At 46.1% G+C, this 19,074-nt stretch carries 19 protein-coding genes; 13 read left to right on the forward strand and 6 right to left on the reverse strand.

The window, feature by feature from the left end; translation table 11 throughout:
- Positions 1 to 90 precede the first annotated feature (90 nt).
- The 4 genes from AB3R30_RS20470 to AB3R30_RS20485 all read left to right on the forward strand — a co-directional run bounded on the left by AB3R30_RS20470 (position 91) and on the right by AB3R30_RS20485 (position 4,115).
- Positions 91 to 885, forward strand: a complete 795-nt coding sequence (locus tag AB3R30_RS20470) for a GspE/PulE family protein (protein ID WP_458651067.1) — start codon at positions 91 to 93, stop codon at positions 883 to 885.
- A gap of 164 nt (positions 886 to 1,049) precedes the next feature.
- Positions 1,050 to 2,159 (forward strand): type IV pilus twitching motility protein PilT, encoded by a 1,110-nt coding sequence (locus tag AB3R30_RS20475; RefSeq protein WP_458651068.1) that lies wholly within the window; start codon positions 1,050 to 1,052, stop codon positions 2,157 to 2,159.
- 106 nt (positions 2,160 to 2,265) lie between these two features.
- Positions 2,266 to 3,489, forward strand: a complete 1,224-nt coding sequence (locus AB3R30_RS20480; RefSeq protein ID WP_458651069.1) for a type II secretion system F family protein — start codon at positions 2,266 to 2,268, stop codon at positions 3,487 to 3,489.
- 14 nt (positions 3,490 to 3,503) lie between these two features.
- The gene (locus AB3R30_RS20485; protein WP_458651070.1) at positions 3,504 to 4,115 is read left to right on the forward strand and encodes a hypothetical protein; all 612 of its coding nucleotides are present in this window, start codon (positions 3,504 to 3,506) and stop codon (positions 4,113 to 4,115) included.
- A gap of 63 nt (positions 4,116 to 4,178) precedes the next feature.
- On the opposite strand, the gene AB3R30_RS20490 is transcribed toward AB3R30_RS20485, so the two are convergent.
- Positions 4,179 to 6,653, reverse strand: coding sequence for a CHASE2 domain-containing protein (locus AB3R30_RS20490; protein ID WP_458651071.1), 2,475 nt, complete (start codon positions 6,651 to 6,653; stop codon positions 4,179 to 4,181).
- A gap of 765 nt (positions 6,654 to 7,418) precedes the next feature.
- Here AB3R30_RS20490 and AB3R30_RS20495 point away from each other — a divergent pair.
- The 3 genes from AB3R30_RS20495 to AB3R30_RS20505 all read left to right on the forward strand — a co-directional run bounded on the left by AB3R30_RS20495 (position 7,419) and on the right by AB3R30_RS20505 (position 10,424).
- Positions 7,419 to 7,925 carry a LabA-like NYN domain-containing protein gene (locus AB3R30_RS20495; protein WP_458651072.1) on the forward strand — a complete coding sequence of 169 codons (507 nt, stop codon included), beginning with the start codon at positions 7,419 to 7,421 and terminating at the stop codon, positions 7,923 to 7,925.
- 209 nt (positions 7,926 to 8,134) lie between these two features.
- The gene (locus AB3R30_RS20500) at positions 8,135 to 9,787 is read left to right on the forward strand and encodes a 2-isopropylmalate synthase (RefSeq protein ID WP_458651073.1); all 1,653 of its coding nucleotides are present in this window, start codon (positions 8,135 to 8,137) and stop codon (positions 9,785 to 9,787) included.
- Positions 9,788 to 10,001: 214 nt separating this feature from the next.
- Entirely contained in the window at positions 10,002 to 10,424 is a 423-nt protein-coding gene (locus AB3R30_RS20505; protein WP_458651074.1) for a hypothetical protein, read from the forward strand.
- Between the two features lie 5 nt (positions 10,425 to 10,429).
- Here the strand turns inward: AB3R30_RS20505 and AB3R30_RS20510 are convergent, their stop codons facing one another.
- Both AB3R30_RS20510 and AB3R30_RS20515 read right to left on the reverse strand, forming a co-directional pair.
- Positions 10,430 to 10,702, reverse strand: coding sequence for a hypothetical protein (locus AB3R30_RS20510; protein ID WP_458651075.1), 273 nt, complete (start codon positions 10,700 to 10,702; stop codon positions 10,430 to 10,432).
- 85 nt (positions 10,703 to 10,787) lie between these two features.
- Positions 10,788 to 11,987 (reverse strand): SpoIID/LytB domain-containing protein, encoded by a 1,200-nt coding sequence (locus AB3R30_RS20515; RefSeq protein ID WP_458651076.1) that lies wholly within the window; start codon positions 11,985 to 11,987, stop codon positions 10,788 to 10,790.
- Between the two features lie 455 nt (positions 11,988 to 12,442).
- Between AB3R30_RS20515 and AB3R30_RS20520 the strand changes: the two genes are divergently transcribed.
- From AB3R30_RS20520 to ctpB, 5 genes are all read left to right on the forward strand, one after another.
- The gene (locus AB3R30_RS20520; RefSeq protein ID WP_458651077.1) at positions 12,443 to 13,402 is read left to right on the forward strand and encodes a ribonuclease Z; all 960 of its coding nucleotides are present in this window, start codon (positions 12,443 to 12,445) and stop codon (positions 13,400 to 13,402) included.
- A gap of 223 nt (positions 13,403 to 13,625) precedes the next feature.
- On the forward strand, positions 13,626 to 13,943 hold the full coding sequence (locus AB3R30_RS20525) for a hypothetical protein (protein ID WP_458651078.1): 318 nt from the start codon (positions 13,626 to 13,628) through the stop codon (positions 13,941 to 13,943).
- A 91-nt stretch (positions 13,944 to 14,034) separates the two neighbouring features.
- The gene (locus tag AB3R30_RS20530) at positions 14,035 to 14,259 is read left to right on the forward strand and encodes a DUF433 domain-containing protein (protein WP_458651079.1); all 225 of its coding nucleotides are present in this window, start codon (positions 14,035 to 14,037) and stop codon (positions 14,257 to 14,259) included.
- Complete coding sequence (locus tag AB3R30_RS20535; protein WP_458651080.1) at positions 14,256 to 14,594, forward strand: DUF5615 family PIN-like protein; 339 nt, start codon at positions 14,256 to 14,258, stop codon at positions 14,592 to 14,594. The genes AB3R30_RS20530 and AB3R30_RS20535 overlap by 4 nt, the downstream gene beginning before the upstream one ends.
- A 679-nt stretch (positions 14,595 to 15,273) precedes the next feature.
- Positions 15,274 to 16,539 (forward strand): carboxyl-terminal processing protease CtpB, encoded by a 1,266-nt coding sequence (gene ctpB, locus AB3R30_RS20540; protein ID WP_458651081.1) that lies wholly within the window; start codon positions 15,274 to 15,276, stop codon positions 16,537 to 16,539.
- Positions 16,540 to 16,629: 90 nt separating this feature from the next.
- Here the strand turns inward: ctpB and AB3R30_RS20545 are convergent, their stop codons facing one another.
- Both AB3R30_RS20545 and psb28 read right to left on the reverse strand, forming a co-directional pair.
- Positions 16,630 to 17,142: a MogA/MoaB family molybdenum cofactor biosynthesis protein gene (locus AB3R30_RS20545; RefSeq protein WP_458651082.1), complete on the reverse strand. Its 513-nt coding sequence runs from the start codon at positions 17,140 to 17,142 to the stop codon at positions 16,630 to 16,632.
- A 72-nt stretch (positions 17,143 to 17,214) separates the two neighbouring features.
- Positions 17,215 to 17,571 (reverse strand): photosystem II reaction center protein Psb28, encoded by a 357-nt coding sequence (gene psb28, locus AB3R30_RS20550; RefSeq protein WP_458651083.1) that lies wholly within the window; start codon positions 17,569 to 17,571, stop codon positions 17,215 to 17,217.
- A 284-nt stretch (positions 17,572 to 17,855) separates the two neighbouring features.
- Here psb28 and AB3R30_RS20555 point away from each other — a divergent pair, with 284 nt between their 5' ends.
- A complete protein-coding gene (locus AB3R30_RS20555) occupies positions 17,856 to 18,176 on the forward strand; it encodes a hypothetical protein (RefSeq protein ID WP_458651084.1) in 321 nt (106 codons plus the stop codon).
- A gap of 77 nt (positions 18,177 to 18,253) precedes the next feature.
- Here AB3R30_RS20555 and AB3R30_RS20560 read toward each other — a convergent pair whose 3' ends face one another.
- A complete protein-coding gene (locus AB3R30_RS20560) occupies positions 18,254 to 19,033 on the reverse strand; it encodes a hypothetical protein (protein WP_458651085.1) in 780 nt (259 codons plus the stop codon).
- Positions 19,034 to 19,074 lie beyond the last annotated feature (41 nt).

Here is a 19,074-nt window from a genome sequence, read left to right on the forward strand (position 1 = left end):
ATGAGGGTCATGGACTGATACTGATATAGGATTTCAGTCCATCCTCACTTTCCTACCCTCACAATAAAACCGCCCTGGATTGAATATACTTTGGCGGGGTTAACCCAGGTGCAGGTGATTCGTGAGAAGGGCATGGATTTTGCGATGATTCTCCGGGCGTTTTTGCGACAAGATCCTGATGTAATTCTGGTGGGTGAGACGCGCGATCGCGAAACTGCAAAGGCGGCGATTGAAGCAGCTTTAACGGGGCACTTGGTTTTAACGACTCTGCATACCAATGATGCGGCTGGCGCGATCGCTCGACTTGATGAAATGGGCGTTGAACCATTCATGGTTTCTGGCGCACTGCTGGGAGTCGTTGCTCAACGGTTGGTGCAGAGAGTTTGTAGCGAGTGCCGGATTCCCTATATTCCCAGCCAAGACGAACTGTCTCGGTTTGGCTTAAGGAGTTCTGGGGACAGTGAACTGACGCTTTATAAAGCAAATACCCTACAGCCTCAAGAAATACAAGAGGCAAGCACGAAAGGGCAACTTTGCCAGAAATGTCATGGGGTTGGTTATAAAGGACGGTGCGGTGTTTATGAAGTAATGCGGGTTACCGAGCGAGTTCAAACACTGATTAACCAAGGCGCACCCACTAGCACCTTAAAAGAAGTAGCGGTGGAGGAAGGCATGACAACCTTACTCGCCTATAGCTTAAACTTGGTGCGGCAAGGAGAAACCACACTAGAAGAAATCGAACGGGTGACTTTCACGGATTCTGGATTGGAATCAGAACTCAAAACCAAACGTAAGAGTTCTTTGAGTTGCCGCACCTGTAGCGCGGAACTTAAGCAAGAATGGCTAGATTGTCCCTATTGTCTCACTCCTCGCTTCCAAGAGTAGCGATGAAAACTTGATCCGGATTGTGGGTATTCTAGAAACTTGCAATACCTGACCAATCAGATCGGAAGACAAAATGTTAAGCGGTTCAAACTGCGCGATCGCACACAACCCTCACAACCTCATAGACAGTCAATAGAACATCATCCGCGAAAAGGAGTAGCCTGATGGAATTAATGATTGAAGACTTGATGGAACAGCTAGTCGAAATGGGCGGCTCTGACCTGCACCTCACCGCTGGATTGCCCCCCTACTTCCGAATTAGTGGTCACCTCCAGCCCATCGGCGATCAAGCTCTCACCGCTGAAGAATGCCAACGCCTTATTTTCAGTATGTTAAACAATACCCAGCGGAAAAACCTTGAACAAAACTGGGAACTAGATTGCTCCTATGGTGTACGAGGACTCGCCCGCTTTCGAGTCAACGTTTACAAAGACCGAGGCACCTATGCCGCTTGCCTTCGAGCGCTCAGTTCCAAAATTCCCAACTTCGACAAATTAGGACTGCCTGATGTAGTGCGAGAAATGGCAGAAAAACCAAGAGGACTGATTTTGGTGACCGGTCCTACCGGATCTGGCAAAACTACCACCCTTGCAGCCATGATTGATCTGATCAATCGCACCCGCGCCGAACACATCCTCACCATTGAAGACCCGATCGAATTTGTTTATGAACCAATCAAAAGTTTGATTCACCAACGTCAACTGGGAGAAGATACCAAAAGTTTTGCAAATGCACTCAAAGCAGCCCTGCGGGAAGATCCAGACATCATTCTTGTGGGTGAAATGCGCGACTTAGAAACGATTTCTCTCGCCATCACCGCCGCAGAAACAGGTCACCTTGTTTTTGGCACCCTCCACACCAGTTCTGCCTCCCAAACCATTGACCGGATCATTGATGTATTTCCGGCTGATAAACAAACTCAAATAAGAGTGCAGCTTTCTAACTCTTTGGTAGCTGTTTTCAGTCAAACCTTAGTTCCTAAGAAAAGCCCCAAACCCAACGAATATGGTCGGCAGATGGCACAGGAGATCATGATTATTACTCCAGCCATCTCTAACCTGATTCGAGAAGGAAAAACTGCCCAAATTTACTCCGCCATTCAAACGGGCGGTAAATTAGGGATGCAAACATTGGAAACGGTGCTAGCAAACCAATACAAACAAAATATTATTACCTTTGAAGCCGCAATGTCTAAAACATCTCGCCCCGATGAATTGCAACGACTTATCGGCAACTCTCCGGCTCCTGCCCAAGCGGGTGCCGCACGACGTTAGACAAATTACGCCGCTTAAAATGAGGATTTATCAAGCTATCTCATGCAAAAGCGGCATAATAGCACTGTAATCCACCCATCCCATCAAACCTCACAGGTACTTAGCTATGCCGACTTTTGTTGCTCGTGTTCAAGACGGTAGCGGCAGCCGAACCGAAAGAATTGTCGCTGAGTCTCTTCGAGAAGCCCGTGCTTCTTTTAGGGAAAGAGGGTTGCTAGTCAAAGAACTCAAGCAGCAGGAAAAACTGTCGTTTAACTTTAGCCTCAAGAGTCTGAGTGACTCTATGGCAAAGGTGACGGTTAAAGATAAGGCCGTGTTTTCTCGGCAGTTTGCCGCGTTAGTCAATGCAGGCGTAGCAATGGTGAGAGGTTTGGGAGTTTTATCGGAGCAATGCGAAAATCCGAAGTTAAAAAGAGCGCTGTTGGGGGTGAGTGCGGATGTGCAGCAAGGGGTAAGTCTATCAGATTCCATGCGTAAATATCCTGAGTGTTTTGATGATCTGTACGTCGCCATGATTCAGGCAGGAGAAGTGGGCGGGGTTCTGGATGAGGTTCTGAACCGTTTAGCAAAACTTTTAGAAGATGTAGCCCGTTTGCAGAATCAAATTAAAGCGGCAATGTCCTATCCTGTGACGGTGGGATCGTTGGCAATTTTGATCTTTTTCGGCATGGTGCGTTTCTTACTGCCAATTTTCGCCACGATTTTTAAGGACATTGGCGTTGAGTTGCCAGCCTTTACCCAAGCAATGATGGGTATCAGCGATTTTGTGCAGAATATTTTCAATGTTGCAATGACGATCGCAGTAGTGGCGGGTCTGGTGTTTGCTTTTAAGCAATATTACAAAACGCGGGTTGGTCGAGAAACCGTTGATCGCATGATGTTGAAAATGCCTTTATTTGGAGACCTGATCCAAAAAAGTGCCACTGCCCGTTTTTGCCGCACTTTTGGAGCGCTAACTCGCTCTGGAGTTCCCATTCTCACCTGTCTGGAAATTGTGCGCGACACTTCAGGAAACCAAATTATTGCAAATGCGATCGACGAAGCCCGTCGCGAGATTCAAACTGGTGGCATGATTAGCATCGCCTTGCAGAAAGAACAGGTTTTCCCCCTAATGGCAATTCAGATGATTAGCATTGGGGAAGAAACAGGAGAACTGGATAAGATGCTTTCTAAAGTCGCCGACTTTTATGAAGATGAAGTGGAGCAAGCGGTGAAAGCCCTAACCAGCATTATGGAACCCATCATGATTGTGTTACTGGGCGGAATGGTTGGGTCGATTTTGCTAGCGATGTATCTACCGATGTTCGCTGTGTTTGAGAAATTGGGCTAATCGCAACTGAGATTATGGTGACTCAAAAAGTGTTCTATGAAGAAGCTTTGGCAGAATATAGCGATGCCACGGCAGCGATCGCCCTTTTAAGGCAATATCGCCCATACCTGGAAATGATTCCCAGTATGCGCCGCCTCGACGAAAGCCTAATCACCATTCCCTTGCCGATCGTGCGCCTTCAAGCTTCCGCAGCATCTTTCAGCGGAACTAGTAGCAAGCAATCTGGCAAAACCCTGGGCTTACCATGTGATGTTGCCATTCTGATGTGCGATCCAGAGTGGAAGATCAAGACAGGGGTCGAAATTTTTGTGTTTATCCATCGTCCAGACGAAGATTTTTCCGATCTGCTGGGACGTTGGCGACAGACCCAAGTTCATTTAAGTTATGGCTATGAGTGGAATATGCCCTTTCGCTACCGCCATATTTTGAGCGAAGGAGCAGATAGCACCTATCCCCTATTTGTGATTTTTGAAGGCACCCCGGAGCGCATTAAGCGAGGCTTGAAGGGAGCCTATCTGCCGTTTATTACTCGTCGTGATCCTAATGGGGCGATCGCAGAAGAACCAATAGAACTCTCGCAAACAGAAGCCTTGTGGATGGATGACCAGGATACTCTACATGATTAAAGCAAGTGACCATCAGTATTAACAGATACCTCAAAGATTTTTGTAACTCATCGGTTGATTCATTTATTCACCAGTGAGATCAACATCAGACTGAGGAAGATCAGCGCTAAAAGTTTGGGGCCAAGCCTTCGTTTCTTCTAAAGTTAGTTGTGAATTTTCTGGTGTGGGAGGCTCCGTAGCATTGGTCTGTTCCCATAATTTCTTGGTTAAACTAGCAAGCGGTTCTAAGTCAGCTAGAGCCTCAGTTGCCGATTGATAACGGGCTGAAAAGTTAAACCGCACCATCTTATCTAAGATTTCGGCAAGGGCATGACTAACATGGACATTTTCCTTCCAACAAAGTTCGGAAGTTTGAGAGTCTCGCGTCTGATTCAAATCTTGGGCAGATATGCCAGTGAGCGCCAAGATACCAATAATGCCAACCGAATAAACATCACTGTTAAAACGAGGGTGTCCATGGGCTTGTTCAGGTGCCATAAATCCATCAGTCCCGATCGCAACCGTTGCTTGATACACGAGCTGAGCATCGCCTACCTGCTCCAGTTGTCGCTCAATTTCCTTAACGGCACCAAAGTCGATCAAAACTAGTTTGCCATCTGATTGTCGTCGAATGATGTTGGCAGGTTTGATGTCTCGATGAATCACTCCCTCTTCATGAACAAATTCTAGAACTTGCAATAGGTCTTGTAGAATATCAACCACTTTGCGTTCGGGCAATCGCACAGGTAGTTTGCCTAAAATCAGTTCCCGTTGAAGAGATTGACCCTCAATATAATCCTGCACAAGGTAAAGTTCATCTTCTCGATAGGCTAAGAGCCTCGGAATTTGGTCGTGTTCTCCTAAAAATTCCAGAGTTTTAGCCTCGCGTGCAAATAAATTTGTTGCCAACTTTAAAGCCCTAGGCTTTGTATTGACGGGGCGCAATTGTTTAACGACACAAAGCGGGTTACTCGGTTGATACGTATCGCGTGCTTTATAGGTTTTACCAAATCCACCAGAGCCAAGCTCTGCTAAGACTTCATATCGTCCATCTAGCTTTCTGCCAATAATTCCTTGGTTTTGCCCATCAATGACCGTTTGCAAATCGCTGTCTCCACTGGCGCGGATAAAATTCTGTACCTCTGGAGATTCACTGTATTGCTGAAGGGCTTGACGACGTTGCTGCTCAACAAGCTGCCGTTGCTGATCAGCCTGCTGTTGTTGCAGTCTCTCGTTCCTAATGCCTACAACCAGGTAGGAGACTCCACTAAGGACGATCGCCCCAACTGGAATCGCAGTCGGTAAAATCAATCGTCCCGCGACAAACAGGCTATAGCTGATGCTGACCCAGCCTAAAGCCAAAGCGATCGCGATCGCAAAACGGCTTAGGGGGCTAATCTTACGACCACGATTTTGCATATAGCCCGCGACTAACACCAATACTGCTACAAAGACCCCTTGGGCGGGCAAACTGGGAATTGCGGTGGAGATGGATCGATTTTCTAGCAGGGTGGCGATCGCATTAGCATTCACTTCTACCCCAGACATTTTGCCGAAGGGCGTAAAGTGAAAATCTTGGTAGGATGCGGCTGTTGGACCAATTAAAACAATCTTCCCCTCAAACGTTTTTTGGCGGCGGTGATTCTCCCAAGTTTCTGGGTCTAGCAATTCCCAAAAGGAAATCTGAGTAAAGGTTTCTGGAGAACCATAAAAAAAGATATTTTCGCCCTTGGGTGCCTGATAGGTGAGCTTAGCTGCATCTAGCGCTGCTTCGGCAAACGTTGGATACTGGTTTGCCATGCGCGCAAAAATTTTGGCATCTTGAAAATTTCCTGCACGGGCTAAGTTGCTCTCCACTCGTCGAGGATATTCACTAGCAAACGTATGGATTGCCTCATTTGCTTCAACCGGATAATTAATCGATCCAATTGAGCTAGGCTGCGTCTGAAATAGGTCTTGAGGGAGTATGACCCGCTGCACTATGCCCGTCGGCAAGTTGTCTTCAGCATACTGAATGGGCAAAGTGACGCGCCCCGCATAGCGCTGCAAGGTTTTTTGAAGCCGCAGATCATCTTGGGTGCCATGACTGCTAGGCAGGTCAAAAATCAGATCCACTGCAACAGATTTTGCGCCAGCGCTCATTAGGCGATCGATCGCTTGGGCATAGGCGGTTCGTTTCCAAGGAGAAGTAGTCAGTGGTTCTAAATAAGCATACTTTTTAGGATCGGCTGTATAGTTACTCGCCTGCGAATTAGAATATTCATCGATTTTCACGATGATGACTTCACTAGGCGGGACAACAGCGCCACGAATATTGAAAAACCAGGATTGCACCTGCCGCTCTAATAGGTGGGAAAGGGTTGAGCCAGTTACAACTGATAAACCGGCGGTAACGGCGCAGATAGTGAGCAGTCCATGACCCACGGTAGAAACCTTCAAAATGTTAATCTGCTGCCACGCAGCAAAATGACTGCGAACAAAATTTCGCCAATGATGCTTAAATTTTGTTGAATCAGCAACCAGCGTTTCTGCTTGAGGATGTGATGATTCGGGCGGCATAATTAAAACTCACACAAGGGGCTGCCATGCTTAAACTGTAAGGAGGTGAACCTGTCACAAGTAAAGTGGCAGTAGTAGAGCGATCGCAATTCTAAATTAACCGATTCCCTGAATCACTCCTCTCATCTTGCATTCTTTTCCTACTTGATAGAAGCATTTTGAAAGTACTCTATTATTTCTAGCGGCTGTTTTGATCCTTCACCCCTGCCACGAAGCCTATACTATTAGAGCCGATTCACAGACAACTCGCTAGCTCTTGTCCGAAATTCTTTAAAGTAGCAAAAGGGCTATCAGAATTGAAGGATGCTGATCCACTGCTATTTCACATTGCTATTTCATCAGTAAAAATTTTATTTTTTGCGATCGCGATACACTTCTCTAAATTTACTCAGTAGAATCTTTAGTAATCATTAGAAACTTCCTACGTTGCTAATTGACCCAATTGAAAGCGATCAGTCTATTTTTACAAATCGAACTAATTTGAATTCGTTGAGGAAATAATTACACATCAAATCCCCTGAAATAAGCATTATTTAGTGAATGACTTGCCATTAAAGATTATTCAACAATGCTGGCTCCTTAGAGCTTGGAGTCCAGCATTCTCGCAAGCTTAGTTTAGTTACAAAGCACACACTTTCTAGCTTTTATAGGTATGAATCGCTCTACAAGTGGCTAATGTGCAATTCTGGTTACTCTAAAGTAACTTGTTACAATTAGCTATTAAAATATTTAACTTTTAGGTTTTGATTCTTTATGCAGTATTCGATGAACCGTCTTTCTATTTTTGTAGACGGCAACAATATGTTTTATGCTCAGCAAAAAAATGGGTGGTTCTTTGATCCAAAGCGCGTTTTAGAACACTTTACTCGTGAAGCTGATACCGTTTTAGTGAATGCGTTTTGGTATACAGGGCTGAAAGATTTACAGGATCAACGGGGATTTCGCGATGCCCTAATCAGCTTGGGTTACACTGTGAGAACCAAGATTTTGAAAGAATATTACGATGATAATTCGGGGCGCTACTCACAAAAAGCAAACCTGGATATTGAAATTGTCGTGGATATGTTTAATACCGTTGATCAATACGATCGCGTGATTTTATTTAGCGGCGATGGCGATTTTGAGCGGGCGATCGAATTACTTCGGGGTAAAAGCACACACATCATCGTAGTTTCTACTGAAGGAATGATTGCTCGTGAACTTCGGAACGCCACTGATCACTACATCGATTTAAACGATATTCGCAAAGAAATCGAAAAAACTGATTACTAAAAAAATTATTTCATCTAACTTAAAAAGTTGATCCTGGAGACACAGGCAGTCTAAGCAAACTATTTAGAGTAGATCATCCAAAATACTTAGACAGAGTTCTAATGTATTGAAAATGTGATAAAAATCGTTGAATTATTGCCAACCTGTTTAAAACAAGCGGTAGGCTAGTAATCAGAACAATTGTTTTGTATAGGATTCTTGTTTAACTTATGAACACTCCGTCTCAGTCTGACCGGATTATCATCTTTGACACCACACTACGGGATGGCGAACAATCTCCCGGTGCAACGCTTAACGTGGACGAAAAGCTGGCGATCGCACGGCAACTGGCAAGGCTGGGTGTGGATGTGATTGAAGCCGGGTTTCCCTACTCCAGCCCTGGCGACTTTGAAGCGGTTCAGAAAATTTCTCACACCGTTGGCACTGCTGATGGTCCAATTATTTGCGGGTTAGCTCGTGCCAATCGACCGGATATTAAAGCAGCCGCCGAAGCGGTAAAGCCAGCGGCTCATCACCGGATTCATACCTTCATTGCTACCTCTGATATTCATTTGGAATATAAACTGCGGAAAACCCGCGCTGAAGTGAAGGCGATCGCCGCTGATATGGTTGCCTATGCAAAATCCTTCGTCAACGATGTCGAGTTTTCCCCGGAAGATGCGATTCGTAGCGATCCCGATTTTCTCTATGAAGTATTGGAGCAGGCGATCGCTGCCGGTGCCACTACCATCAATATTCCCGATACCGTCGGCTACACCACTCCCACAGAATTTGGCGCACTGATTCGCGGCATTAAGGAGAATGTCCCAAACATCGACCAAGCGATTATTTCCGTCCACGGACACAACGATTTGGGCTTGGCAGTGGCTAACTTTTTGGAAGCAGTGAAAAACGGTGCCCGCCAACTGGAATGCACGATCAACGGCATTGGCGAACGGGCTGGAAATGCCGCACTGGAAGAATTGGTCATGGCGCTGCACGTCCGGCGGCAGTACTTTAACCCGTTTTTAGGTCGCCCTGCCGATTCTGAAGCACCCCTGACGAAAATCGACACGCGCCAACTTTACAAAACCTCTCGATTGGTTTCCACGCTAACCGGAATGTTGGTGCAGCCGAATAAGGCGATCGTCGGTGCCAATGCGTTTGCCCACGAATCTGGCATTCATCAAGATGGCGTGTTGAAAAACAAGCTGACCTACGAAATTATGGATGCTCAGTCGATTGGCTTAACCGATAATCAAATTGTGTTGGGCAAGTTGTCGGGTCGCAATGCCTTTCGGACTCGGCTGAAAGAATTGGGCTTTGATTTGACGGATCAAGATCTCAACAAAGCCTTTGTGCGCTTTAAAGAATTGGCGGACAAGAAAAAGGAAATCACCGATTGGGATCTAGAGGCGATCGTCCATGATGAAACTCAGCAAGCGCCAGATTTATTCCGGCTAGAGCGAGTTCAAGTATCCTGCGGCGATCATGCTTCCCCCACGGCAACCGTGACTCTGAGAATGCCTGATGGTCAAGAGTTGACCGATGCCGCGATCGGAACGGGACCTGTTGATGCAATCTATAAAGCAATCAATCGTGTGGTGACGGTGCCGAATGAACTGATTGAGTTTTCGGTGCAGTCCGTGACTGCGGGAATTGACGCGATCGGGGAAGTCACAATTCGCCTCCGGAATGGCGATCGCATTTTCTCTGGGCACTCCGCCAACACTGATATTGTGGTTGCCTCCGCCCAAGCCTATGTCAATGCGCTTAATCGCTTATTTGCTGCACTGCAACAAGAAGAACCGATTTCGGCGCAGAAAAGCGAAATTCCTGTAGAGTCAGCCCAAGTTGCGGAAACAGTTCCAGCACAGAGCTAGTTTCAATTTCATACGGAGCATCACACGTAAAGAGCATCACAGGAAGCATTTAAGCGTAAATAGGCTTCCTGTGATGCATAAAATTGACACCAATTAAATAAAGAATGCGACAGATTTTAGATTGAGACCGTGACTGAGTAAAGCTTCTACAATTCAAAACTCAAAACTCAAAACTCAAAACGGTATGACCCACTTTGGGTAAAGGTTGAAATAAATGGGAGATCCAATCGAGCAGTTCAAGCGCTTACCCTGGCGATCGCTGGCTCAAGCCACCATTCTTATAGTGTTGTTTGTGACACTGTTGGAGTTTAGTATCGCCTTTGGGCTGCAATTTCCCCAAGTCAACGCCGCCTTACAACTCTTGTTTAATCCCCCATTAGGGTTGCTGACAGAATGCGCGATCGCCTTCGGGCTAGGAGTTCTATCCGTGATGATATTAGAACACATCGATCGCGCCAGTATTCGCGCAGGCAGCCTTTGGGGATTAGTCCTATGCATGGTAGTCGCGTTTTTAATCAAAGGCTGGTCGCCGCTCGGTAATGGTTTGTTTAACGTCGAGCAACTTCAGATTGGTGGATTGTTGGTCGGCATCTTTTGGTACGGTCGTCCCTATTGGCGATCGTTCAAGCAATGGTAGATGCTTTAAGTTGACCCTTCGTCTGGTTGTTCAAACGCATTCACCAATCGTTCTAAATTATCCGTTAGCCGATCTAAGCGCTTTAGAGACTCTTCCTGCGCTTCAGCCAAAGTTTGCACCGTATCACTCAGGGCAAAAATCTGGTAGCCCTGCTGCTGCACTTGATTTGCCAAAGAATCTACCCGCTCCGATAATCGGTCAACCGTTTCCACAGTTGCTAAAACGGCTTCTCCAATTTGCTGAACGATCGCCTCTAACTGAACTTCTTGCTCGTCCACCTCACACTCTCGCTGCTAAAACAATTTACCTAATTTTGCTACAGCACCCCTAGAAGTTAAAACTACGCAGCTTTTTTGAAGCGCTTTACTTAGGATCGATTTTGGCAAGGATTGTATTTTTGTAGTAGTGCAGAACGATTTGCTGATAGCCAATTCCTTTCTGTGCCAAATTGTGAGCGCCCCATTGACTCATCCCCAGCCCATGACCATATCCCCCACCTTTCACTTTAAAGGTCGAGATCGCCTGTTGTTTGCCTTTTCCAGATGCCTCATCATACGCGGGTTGCACTTTAAATTTAGTGCTTTTCAAATTTAAAGCATTGCGTAAAGCGTCTCCCGTCATCGTGCGAGTCCCAGCATCCCCTACAATTCGCATCGTTCTAACTCGTCCATGAGGCGTAGTTTTCTCCGGCTCCATCGAAATAATATTCCCGACTCCCGTAATTCGGGCACTCAATTCACTACGGGAAAAGGTTTTAACCCATTCAAATTCTGGGGAACCCTGGTCAAAATCTGGAACCGCTTTGAGATAAGGTAAAGGACGCATCCAGACGTTTTCGACGTTTTCGGTATGTCCACCTGAAGCCGAGTGAAACACTGCCTCAATGATTTTCCCCTGGTGAATTAGCACTTGTCCTGCTGTAGCATTCACTGCTGTTTGCGTAGAAGCCGCTTCATCTAAAATGCCTTTATACACCTGCGATCGAGTTGTATCGCCGACATCGTACAAGTTATTTGCGGTACTTTGCCGCTGATATAACGCATAGGAACGGGCAACGACTGCCTGGGCTTTTAAGGCTTCAATTGGCCAAGAGGGATACATTTCGCCGCCCAAAACACTGTAAAGATATTGTTCTAAATCCACATAGTTCACTGCGGTTAGCCCTTTGGCAGTAGGAACCACACGGGTTCTGCCGCGATACCAGCGATCGCCAATGAACACATAGCCCCCTGCCGTCGGCTCAATCCAAATTTGGGTCGATTGCCAGCGATCGACTTTCACTTTGCCATTGGCAGGTTGGGCAACAAAAGCATTCATTGCCGCAATTTCGCCCAGATCCCGCCCTGCGCTATCTCGCACCAAGGCTCGTGTAGAACTGCCCACCGTTACCTGGGATACCGATTCTTCAATGCCAACTCGCATTTCGACGCTCGCTTGAACAGGAGTCGCGATCGCCACACAGCAGAGCGCAGAGAACCACCAGGTCTGTTTACCAAATTGAATCAGTGAGGCTTTGTAAGATAGAAAAGTTTGGGAAAACCCCTTTAGCTGCATCTCTTTCATTCTCCTCATATCCCATAAATTGGCTGCTTGCAGGCTTGTTACACCCTAAAACTCAAACAATAGGCTGCATACTCACAACCAACCGTCACTCAAAAATTTGCTTTATTTGCTTTGTTGAACTCAGGCTGCTTCACCCAACCTTCACAGCAACGTTGCTTAATGTAACTCAATTTCTTTACACAGGAGCCTCTTGATTCACCGGAAGATTTGGCATTCAGCCATACTTAGAGCTAGACTAATTCGCTAGATGTGTGGTGACATATCAGATTGGGTCAGTTGAGTTCACCTTATTTAGCGTTCCAACCAGCTTTGTGAAATTTCTTGAAGCTGTACGGAATGTTCGCTGTATCCCTATCCGACTCAACGAATCAGACGCAAATTGACCTAATTTGCTCCCAACCATTGCAAAAATGTCACTATAAGTTAAGTCGGCATTGAATAAGGAACGAGGCTCAGTGCAGATTACTTTTCTTGGAACCAGTTCTGGAGTGCCGACACGCAGCCGTAACGTGTCAAGCGTGGCACTGCGATTACCGCAACGGGCAGAACTATGGCTGTTTGACTGTGGCGAAGGCACCCAGCATCAAGTGTTGCGTAGTGATCTCAAAGTTAGTCAACTGACCCGTATTTTTGTCACCCACATGCATGGTGATCACATTTTTGGGTTGATGGGTTTGTTGGCAAGCTGCGGGCTAGCGGGAAATATGGAACATGTTGATATCTACGGACCACCAGATTTAGAGGAATACCTTAAGGCTTGCCGCCGCTATTCTCAAACTCATTTCTCTTACCCGGTGAAGGTGCATACCGTCAGTCCAGGCGTGATTTATGAAGACGCAGAGTATACGGTCAGTTGCGAATTGCTGAAGCATCGGGTGCCTGCTTTTGGCTATCGAGTGACCGAAAAAGATCGGACGGGGCATTTTGATGTGGAAAAAGCCGCTGCGTTGGGTATTCCATCGGGTCCGCTTTACGGCAAACTGAAGCGGGGAGAACAGGTTACGCTGCCCGATGGCAAGCAAGTGAATGGGGCAGATTTTTGTGGACCAACTCTGATTGGACGCAAGCTGGTGTATTGCACGGATACGGTTTTTTGTGACTCTGCGATCGCGTTGGCGCAAGATGCAGATGTGCTAATTCATGAAGCAACCTTTGCCCATCAAGATGCAGAGCTTGCCTATCAGCGGTTACATTCCACTTCAACAATGGCGGCACAAGTTGCCTTAGCAGCCCAAGTGCAGCAGTTGATTATCACCCACCTCAGCCCCCGTTACGCTCCAGGCAATTCGATTGAACCGAAGGATCTGCTGCTGGAAGCGCGATCGATCTTTCCAAACACAGAAATGGCAGCAGATTTTTTGACAGTGAACATTCCTCGACGAGAATCTGCGCTGGTGCCCGTGGGGAAGAGTTGAAGTAATGAGCAGAGTAGGGCGATCTCTGAGCCACCCAAACTATCCTCCCAAATGACATATTGTCCGGAAAGATTCTGTCTACAGACTAGATCAGGGATGTTATGCGGAAACTTTCTCTCTAACAATAGTTAGCTTACTAAATTCCCCGTCGTGACATCACCCCAAAAGTTTATGTAGGATAACAGAAAAAGATGTCCGCAACATAACGGTGAGCAAGTATTCAATGAAGCGTCTTATTGAATACGTTAAAGCGATTGAGGGCGCAGCCAGCCCTTATAAAATTGTGAGCAGTGACTCTCAATCAAAAACCAAAAACGATCCTACAGGTAGCACTATTGAGATAACGCGGCAAGTTCATCATTTTAATGATGGAGTATCCATTAAATATGAACGGGAATATGACGATGGCGCACCTTACCCTGGTTGTAAAGAGTTCTGCTACACCTACAAAGTAGTTAATCCCAATGGTTTTGAGTTTGAGGAAGATACAACTAAGCTCTTTCAAAGTCATTCAGAGATTGCAGACTGGTTGCAAATGTAGTGGAAATTTGATGAATTTCGATTGAATATTGGGACAAGTAGTATCTCTACAAAAAATATTAGGATCAGAATTTATGATGGAGTGAAGCCCTATGTCAGATTTGCTTAAAAGAATTACAGTCAATCCAAGACAGTGCGGTGGTCGCCCTTGCATTCGTGGCATGAGAATTAGAGTTTCGGATGTACTGGATTTATTTGCGGCTGGACTGAGTGCTGAGCAAATCTTAGAAGAAATGCCTGATTTAGAAGCGAATGATTTGAAAGCAGCACTTCTATATGCCTCACGTAAGCTTAATCATCCAGTGCTGGTCGCATGACAATTTGGGTAGATGCGCACTTGTCGCCTGCGATTGCAACTTGGATTAGTAGCACTTTTGGAGTAACAGCATTAGCTTTACGAGATATTGGCTTGAGAGACGCTGAAGATTCTAAGATTTTTGAGGTAGCAAAGGCTCAAGGCATTATTTTCATGACTAAAGACAGTGATTTTGTTGATTTAGTGGAGCGTTTTGGCGCACCGCCGCAAATAATCTGGCTGACTTGCGGTAACACCTCAAATGCTCAGTTGCAAGAAATTTTGAGTGCTACTTTACCAAAAGCATTAGAGCTTTTACAATCTGGTGAAGCCTTAGTTGAAATTAGCGGAAACTAGCAGCACAAGCTAATAACGCCTATGCCCCTGACCGTCGAGAAATTCTTGTTGAGTATTTAAGTCCTTCTGCGGCGGGTGATAAGCAACGTCAGACCTGAAAGCGAGGTTAGATTTTGATGGGTTTGCCCTGAGAGATGCAAGGGAATAAGGGCAACGTTGTAGCGTGGTGAGGGTTAGTGATTGGCAAGATTTTTCAGGCGATCGCGAATTTTGCTGAGTTGCGTTTGGGAATCGCCGGGCGATCGCGATGCAAAAATAGCAAGGGATTATGAAAGCTTTAGTAAAATTTACGGTTTAAACCTAGTCGAATCAGACGATTTCAGTTAAATTAACGCAAAGACTATAATTTAGTTTTTAAGCTTCACCTAACCTGTTAGCTGGGCTTAATCGGGTAAGACAATTGAAGAACTGTCATCTTTTGGATCAATTGCAAGTCCTTGATTTCGCTATTGTTGTCATAGAATCCAGGCGGTGCATCAGTTCCGTCAAATTTTCCGGTTAAAGTCAGTTTGCACCTGTAGTAGTTTGCATGTGTTTTAAGGCTGCTTGCTTTTTATAGACTCATGTAACCTACCTGTACCCTAGAAAATTAATCCATTAGCTCTCTGAGTTATCTCTAATGAACCGAACCTTGAAGCACGTTTCACTCTCAAAGTTGGCGCTTTGCGGAGGAGCAGTTGTGGCTACTGCCGCAGTATCCTTGTTTGGTCCCGGTCTGGGTCGTGTAAAAGCAGCTTTGCAGGATAGTCCTAAAGCCGTTCTGGACGAAGCATGGCAAATTGTTAATCGGGAATACGTAGACGACACGTTCAATCGAGTTGATTGGCAACAGGTTCGACAACGCCTTTTAGATAAAAGCTATAGCTCTCGTGAGCAGGCTTATACAGCGCTTCGCAAAGAGTTAGAAAAATTGGATGATCCCTATACTCGCTTTATGAATCCAAAGCAGTATGAGGCACTCACTAATCAAACGTCTGGAGAGCTTTCTGGGATTGGTATTCGCTTAGAAGTGGGTGAGAAGACAAAGGCATTGACCGTTGTAGAACCGATTGAAAATTCTCCTGCACTTAAAGCGGGCATTCAGTCGGGAGATCGCATTGTATCGATCAACGGCAAGCAAACGCAGGGTATGACAGTAGAAAATGCTTCCAACTTAATTCGGGGTGATGTTGGCACAAAAGTTAGCCTAGAAATTCGTCGGGATCAAGGACAGCCTTTTGTAGTGTCTATCACTCGTGCCCGGATTGAGTTGGCAACGGTGCGATATTCTCTGAAGCAAGAGGGTAAAAGCAAAATTGGGTATATTCGTTTGAACGAATTTAGTTCCCATGCAGCCGATCAGATGCGGCGGGCGATTAAGAACTTACAGGGTCAAAAGGCAGATGGATTTGTGCTAGATTTGCGCGGCAATCCAGGCGGATTATTGCAGTCTAGTATTGAGATTAGCCGGATGTGGATGGGGGATGGCGCGATCGTTCGCACGGTCGATCGCCGGGGTAAAAATGAAGAAATTTCTGCAAATCAAACCGCATTAACCAATTTGCCCTTAGTGGTGTTAGTCGATGGAAATTCTGCAAGCTCTAGCGAAATCTTGACGGGTGCGTTGAAAGATAACGGTCGGGCAACAGTGGTGGGTAGCCAAACCTTTGGTAAGGCGTTGGTGCAATCGGTGCATAACTTAGCGGATGGGTCAGGGTTAGCCGTGACCATTGCCCATTACTACACTCCTAAAGGCACCGATATTAGCCAGAAAGGAATTGCCCCCGATGTCAAAATTGACCTGACAGAAATCGATAAACAAACGTTGTCTTCTAATCCAAAGTTGTTGGCAACCCTACAAGATCCTCAATATTCACGTGCAGTTTCGGTTCTAGAGAAAATTCTTTTGGCACAACCCAATCGACCCACGACTGGGAAGCAAGCCAGTGTTCAAAAACCGCAATAGTTGCGCTCACTCACTAGATTTAATCGTCAATAATCAAAAGCCAAGCCTATGCAACAGGCTTGGCTTTTGATGGTGCTTCAGCTAGTAGTTTTAGGAATCTCCCGTTCTCAGTTGGCGAACCAAATGTCGGATTTCTGGCAAAATCAGCTTTTGCATTGCCAACAAAACAGCATTGCTTGAACCTGGTAACGAGAAGATTAATGTTTCTAGAAAAACACCTGCGATTGCCCGTGAAGCGATCGCCCGTGAACCAATTTCTGCATAGCTGAGCCAGCGAAATATCTCTCCAAATCCGGGCAGGCTTTTTTCCAGCAAACGCTCAACCACATCATAGGTGGTGTCTCGTGGAGCAATTCCAGTGCCTCCATTCAGAATGATCACATCCACATCAGATCGGTTTGCCAACCAGTGTAATTGTTGCTCGATTTGGGTAGGTTCGTCTTGAATAATGGTATAAGCCGTCACCTGATGAGCGGATTCTATAAATAACTGTTGGAGCAATTGACCACTGCGATCGGTGACCGGGGTGCGGGTATCGCTCACAGTCATAACCGCACAATTGAGCGAAATTAGAGCGGTATCAGGATGAGGAGTAAAGCTCATAAAATCGCACAGAAACGGTAATGATAAGGCAATGGCAAAAGCGTTGCTTGCCTCTGCGATCGCCTCTCCTCGTTATTCAGATTTAGACTCAGATTCAGATTGGGTCAAGCCCAGCCCATTTTGCTCAGCAAACCGATCCATAAATCGCAGAAAGCGATCCCATTCTTCCTCCGATTTAATCACGTAAAGCGCTTCAATCGCTGCTGGTTGACCATTAATAAACTTAGCTTTTACTTCTCTGGTCGTGAGTTCACCTTCTTCATCGATCAGATACATCCCTGTCACGGCTTCAGTATTTTGAGGGCTGAGAGCCTTAGGATTCTCAAAGTAAAACGTTGCCGTCCCGTTGCTGCCATCGCGAGAACGAGTCAAACGAACGTCGGGAATCACATCTTCGTCCATACCCTTAGCGAATTGAATTCGAGCCATAATCTTCTGAGTAATTTGTTACTGAACAAAAAGCATATTTTCCATCATCTCACATGGACTTGACCGTCTTAGAAAACTGATGCGTTAACGGGGATCATTTTGCCAATCTTGCGCTTTAAAGGAACCAGATGCAAAAAGTATCAGCTAAACTGATGGCGAGGTATAGCAACGGATGAATAGGTTAGACACAAAAATCCTTGAGAGGTAAGGAATAACGGACAGTTGTTGTCTTAACTTCTCCTTGTACTGCTGTAAAACCACGAGTTTCAGGACTTTTAAAGGTTGTGAAATACTTTTTTTTATCAGAGGGTTGGTTAATCGGTCGAGTTTGGGAACTCAGCGGACTATGGAGCGAAAGCGCTTGGCGACGAAAACCCTATATTGAGCAACTGGAGCTTTTTATTTGGGAGAATGACGCAAAACTGTGTCTTTATCGGGTTGAAGAGGCGGTGTTGATGTTAGAGGTTAAGCCGGGTGAACACATTCAACTGGAATCCGAGGGTAAAAATATTGGACAAGTGGTTCTTAAGCGCCTAATTACCGCAGATCAGGCGATCGAACGACTTTGCGTGAAAGAAGAACCAGCGCTACAGACTCGCGGTTAAGCACCAAAAAATTTCTTAAACCCGTGCAGAGCCACGATTGGTAGAAACGTTCCCCATGGCGATCGCGCCTTGAAATATTATCGACTCGTGGCAGCCGTAGAGGGAAGTGAAACATTGCGGCGCAGTAAAATGACGCGACGACTATCGACAAGAGTTGCCCAAAAGCCGCGATCGCTCAACTGTTGCAGCGCCGCATTTGCCGCATTGGAATCAGCCGTGTAAACCGCCAATAGATAGGGACGTTGTCCATAAGCAGCCAGTCCCACATCTTTTCCAAGGATTTGCCGGACTTTGACTGCCATTTCAGGTTGATTTTGGTAGTCAACCAACACGGCATAGCCCGCCCCTAGGGGTTTAGGACTATAGCTAGCATCATTCGGTTGGGATAAGCCATTTGGTTTGGGTGCCGTGGAAGGTGCGGGGGCTGGCTTTTGGGGCGCGATCGCAGTCGGTGCAGTCGGTGCAGTCGTCGATGAGGTTTGAGGACTTTCCGCAGGGCGAGCCACAAAAGCTGCTAAACCAGTCGTCTCTGTCATATACTTTGCCCAAGCATTGGCTCGTTCAACAGTTCTAAACCCACCTACACGAGTTACCGTGTCGTCTAAGTAGTTACAAGTATTCACAGAGGTATTGGGCGGCAAAAGCTGTTGTACTTGAGTTTGGCTCTCAGGGGTACGAGTCACCACCAGCAATAGATACTCACTCGGTGCCGGTGGCTGGCAGATTGCATAACTAGCCGTTTGAGGGGCAGGAATTTCGGCAGGAGGCAAAGCTTGAGCGTAAACTTTCGTCCCTGCTGTCAACAAAATAGAGCCGCTTAACAAAGCAAAACCACATCGATAGTGCGCGGAAATCATAAGGTGCATAACCTTGAGCGATGAGAGGTTAAAGACGGGGC

Origin of the sequence: Sivoneniella epilithica UHCC 1019, assembly GCF_040830845.1 — a bacterium.
Taxonomy (GTDB): domain Bacteria; phylum Cyanobacteriota; class Cyanobacteriia; order Leptolyngbyales; family Leptolyngbyaceae; genus ULC077BIN1.

What these genes read in the sequence shown, in the direction of transcription:
- AB3R30_RS20475 (WP_458651068.1), top strand. Translation starts at nt 1,050, where the DNA reads ATGGAATTAATGATTGAAGACTTGATGGAACAGCTAGTCGAAATGGGC.
- AB3R30_RS20480 (WP_458651069.1), top strand. Translation starts at nt 2,266, where the DNA reads ATGCCGACTTTTGTTGCTCGTGTTCAAGACGGTAGCGGCAGCCGAACC.
- AB3R30_RS20485 (WP_458651070.1), top strand. Translation starts at nt 3,504, where the DNA reads ATGGTGACTCAAAAAGTGTTCTATGAAGAAGCTTTGGCAGAATATAGC.
- AB3R30_RS20490 (WP_458651071.1), bottom strand. Translation starts at nt 6,653, where the DNA reads ATGCCGCCCGAATCATCACATCCTCAAGCAGAAACGCTGGTTGCTGAT.
- AB3R30_RS20495 (WP_458651072.1), top strand. Translation starts at nt 7,419, where the DNA reads ATGAACCGTCTTTCTATTTTTGTAGACGGCAACAATATGTTTTATGCT.
- AB3R30_RS20500 (WP_458651073.1), top strand. Translation starts at nt 8,135, where the DNA reads ATGAACACTCCGTCTCAGTCTGACCGGATTATCATCTTTGACACCACA.
- AB3R30_RS20505 (WP_458651074.1), top strand. Translation starts at nt 10,002, where the DNA reads ATGGGAGATCCAATCGAGCAGTTCAAGCGCTTACCCTGGCGATCGCTG.
- AB3R30_RS20515 (WP_458651076.1), bottom strand. Translation starts at nt 11,987, where the DNA reads ATGAAAGAGATGCAGCTAAAGGGGTTTTCCCAAACTTTTCTATCTTAC.
- AB3R30_RS20525 (WP_458651078.1), top strand. Translation starts at nt 13,626, where the DNA reads ATGAAGCGTCTTATTGAATACGTTAAAGCGATTGAGGGCGCAGCCAGC.
- AB3R30_RS20530 (WP_458651079.1), top strand. Translation starts at nt 14,035, where the DNA reads ATGTCAGATTTGCTTAAAAGAATTACAGTCAATCCAAGACAGTGCGGT.
- AB3R30_RS20535 (WP_458651080.1), top strand. Translation starts at nt 14,256, where the DNA reads ATGACAATTTGGGTAGATGCGCACTTGTCGCCTGCGATTGCAACTTGG.
- AB3R30_RS20545 (WP_458651082.1), bottom strand. Translation starts at nt 17,142, where the DNA reads ATGAGCTTTACTCCTCATCCTGATACCGCTCTAATTTCGCTCAATTGT.
- psb28 (WP_458651083.1), bottom strand. Translation starts at nt 17,571, where the DNA reads ATGGCTCGAATTCAATTCGCTAAGGGTATGGACGAAGATGTGATTCCC.
- AB3R30_RS20560 (WP_458651085.1), bottom strand. Translation starts at nt 19,033, where the DNA reads ATGATTTCCGCGCACTATCGATGTGGTTTTGCTTTGTTAAGCGGCTCT.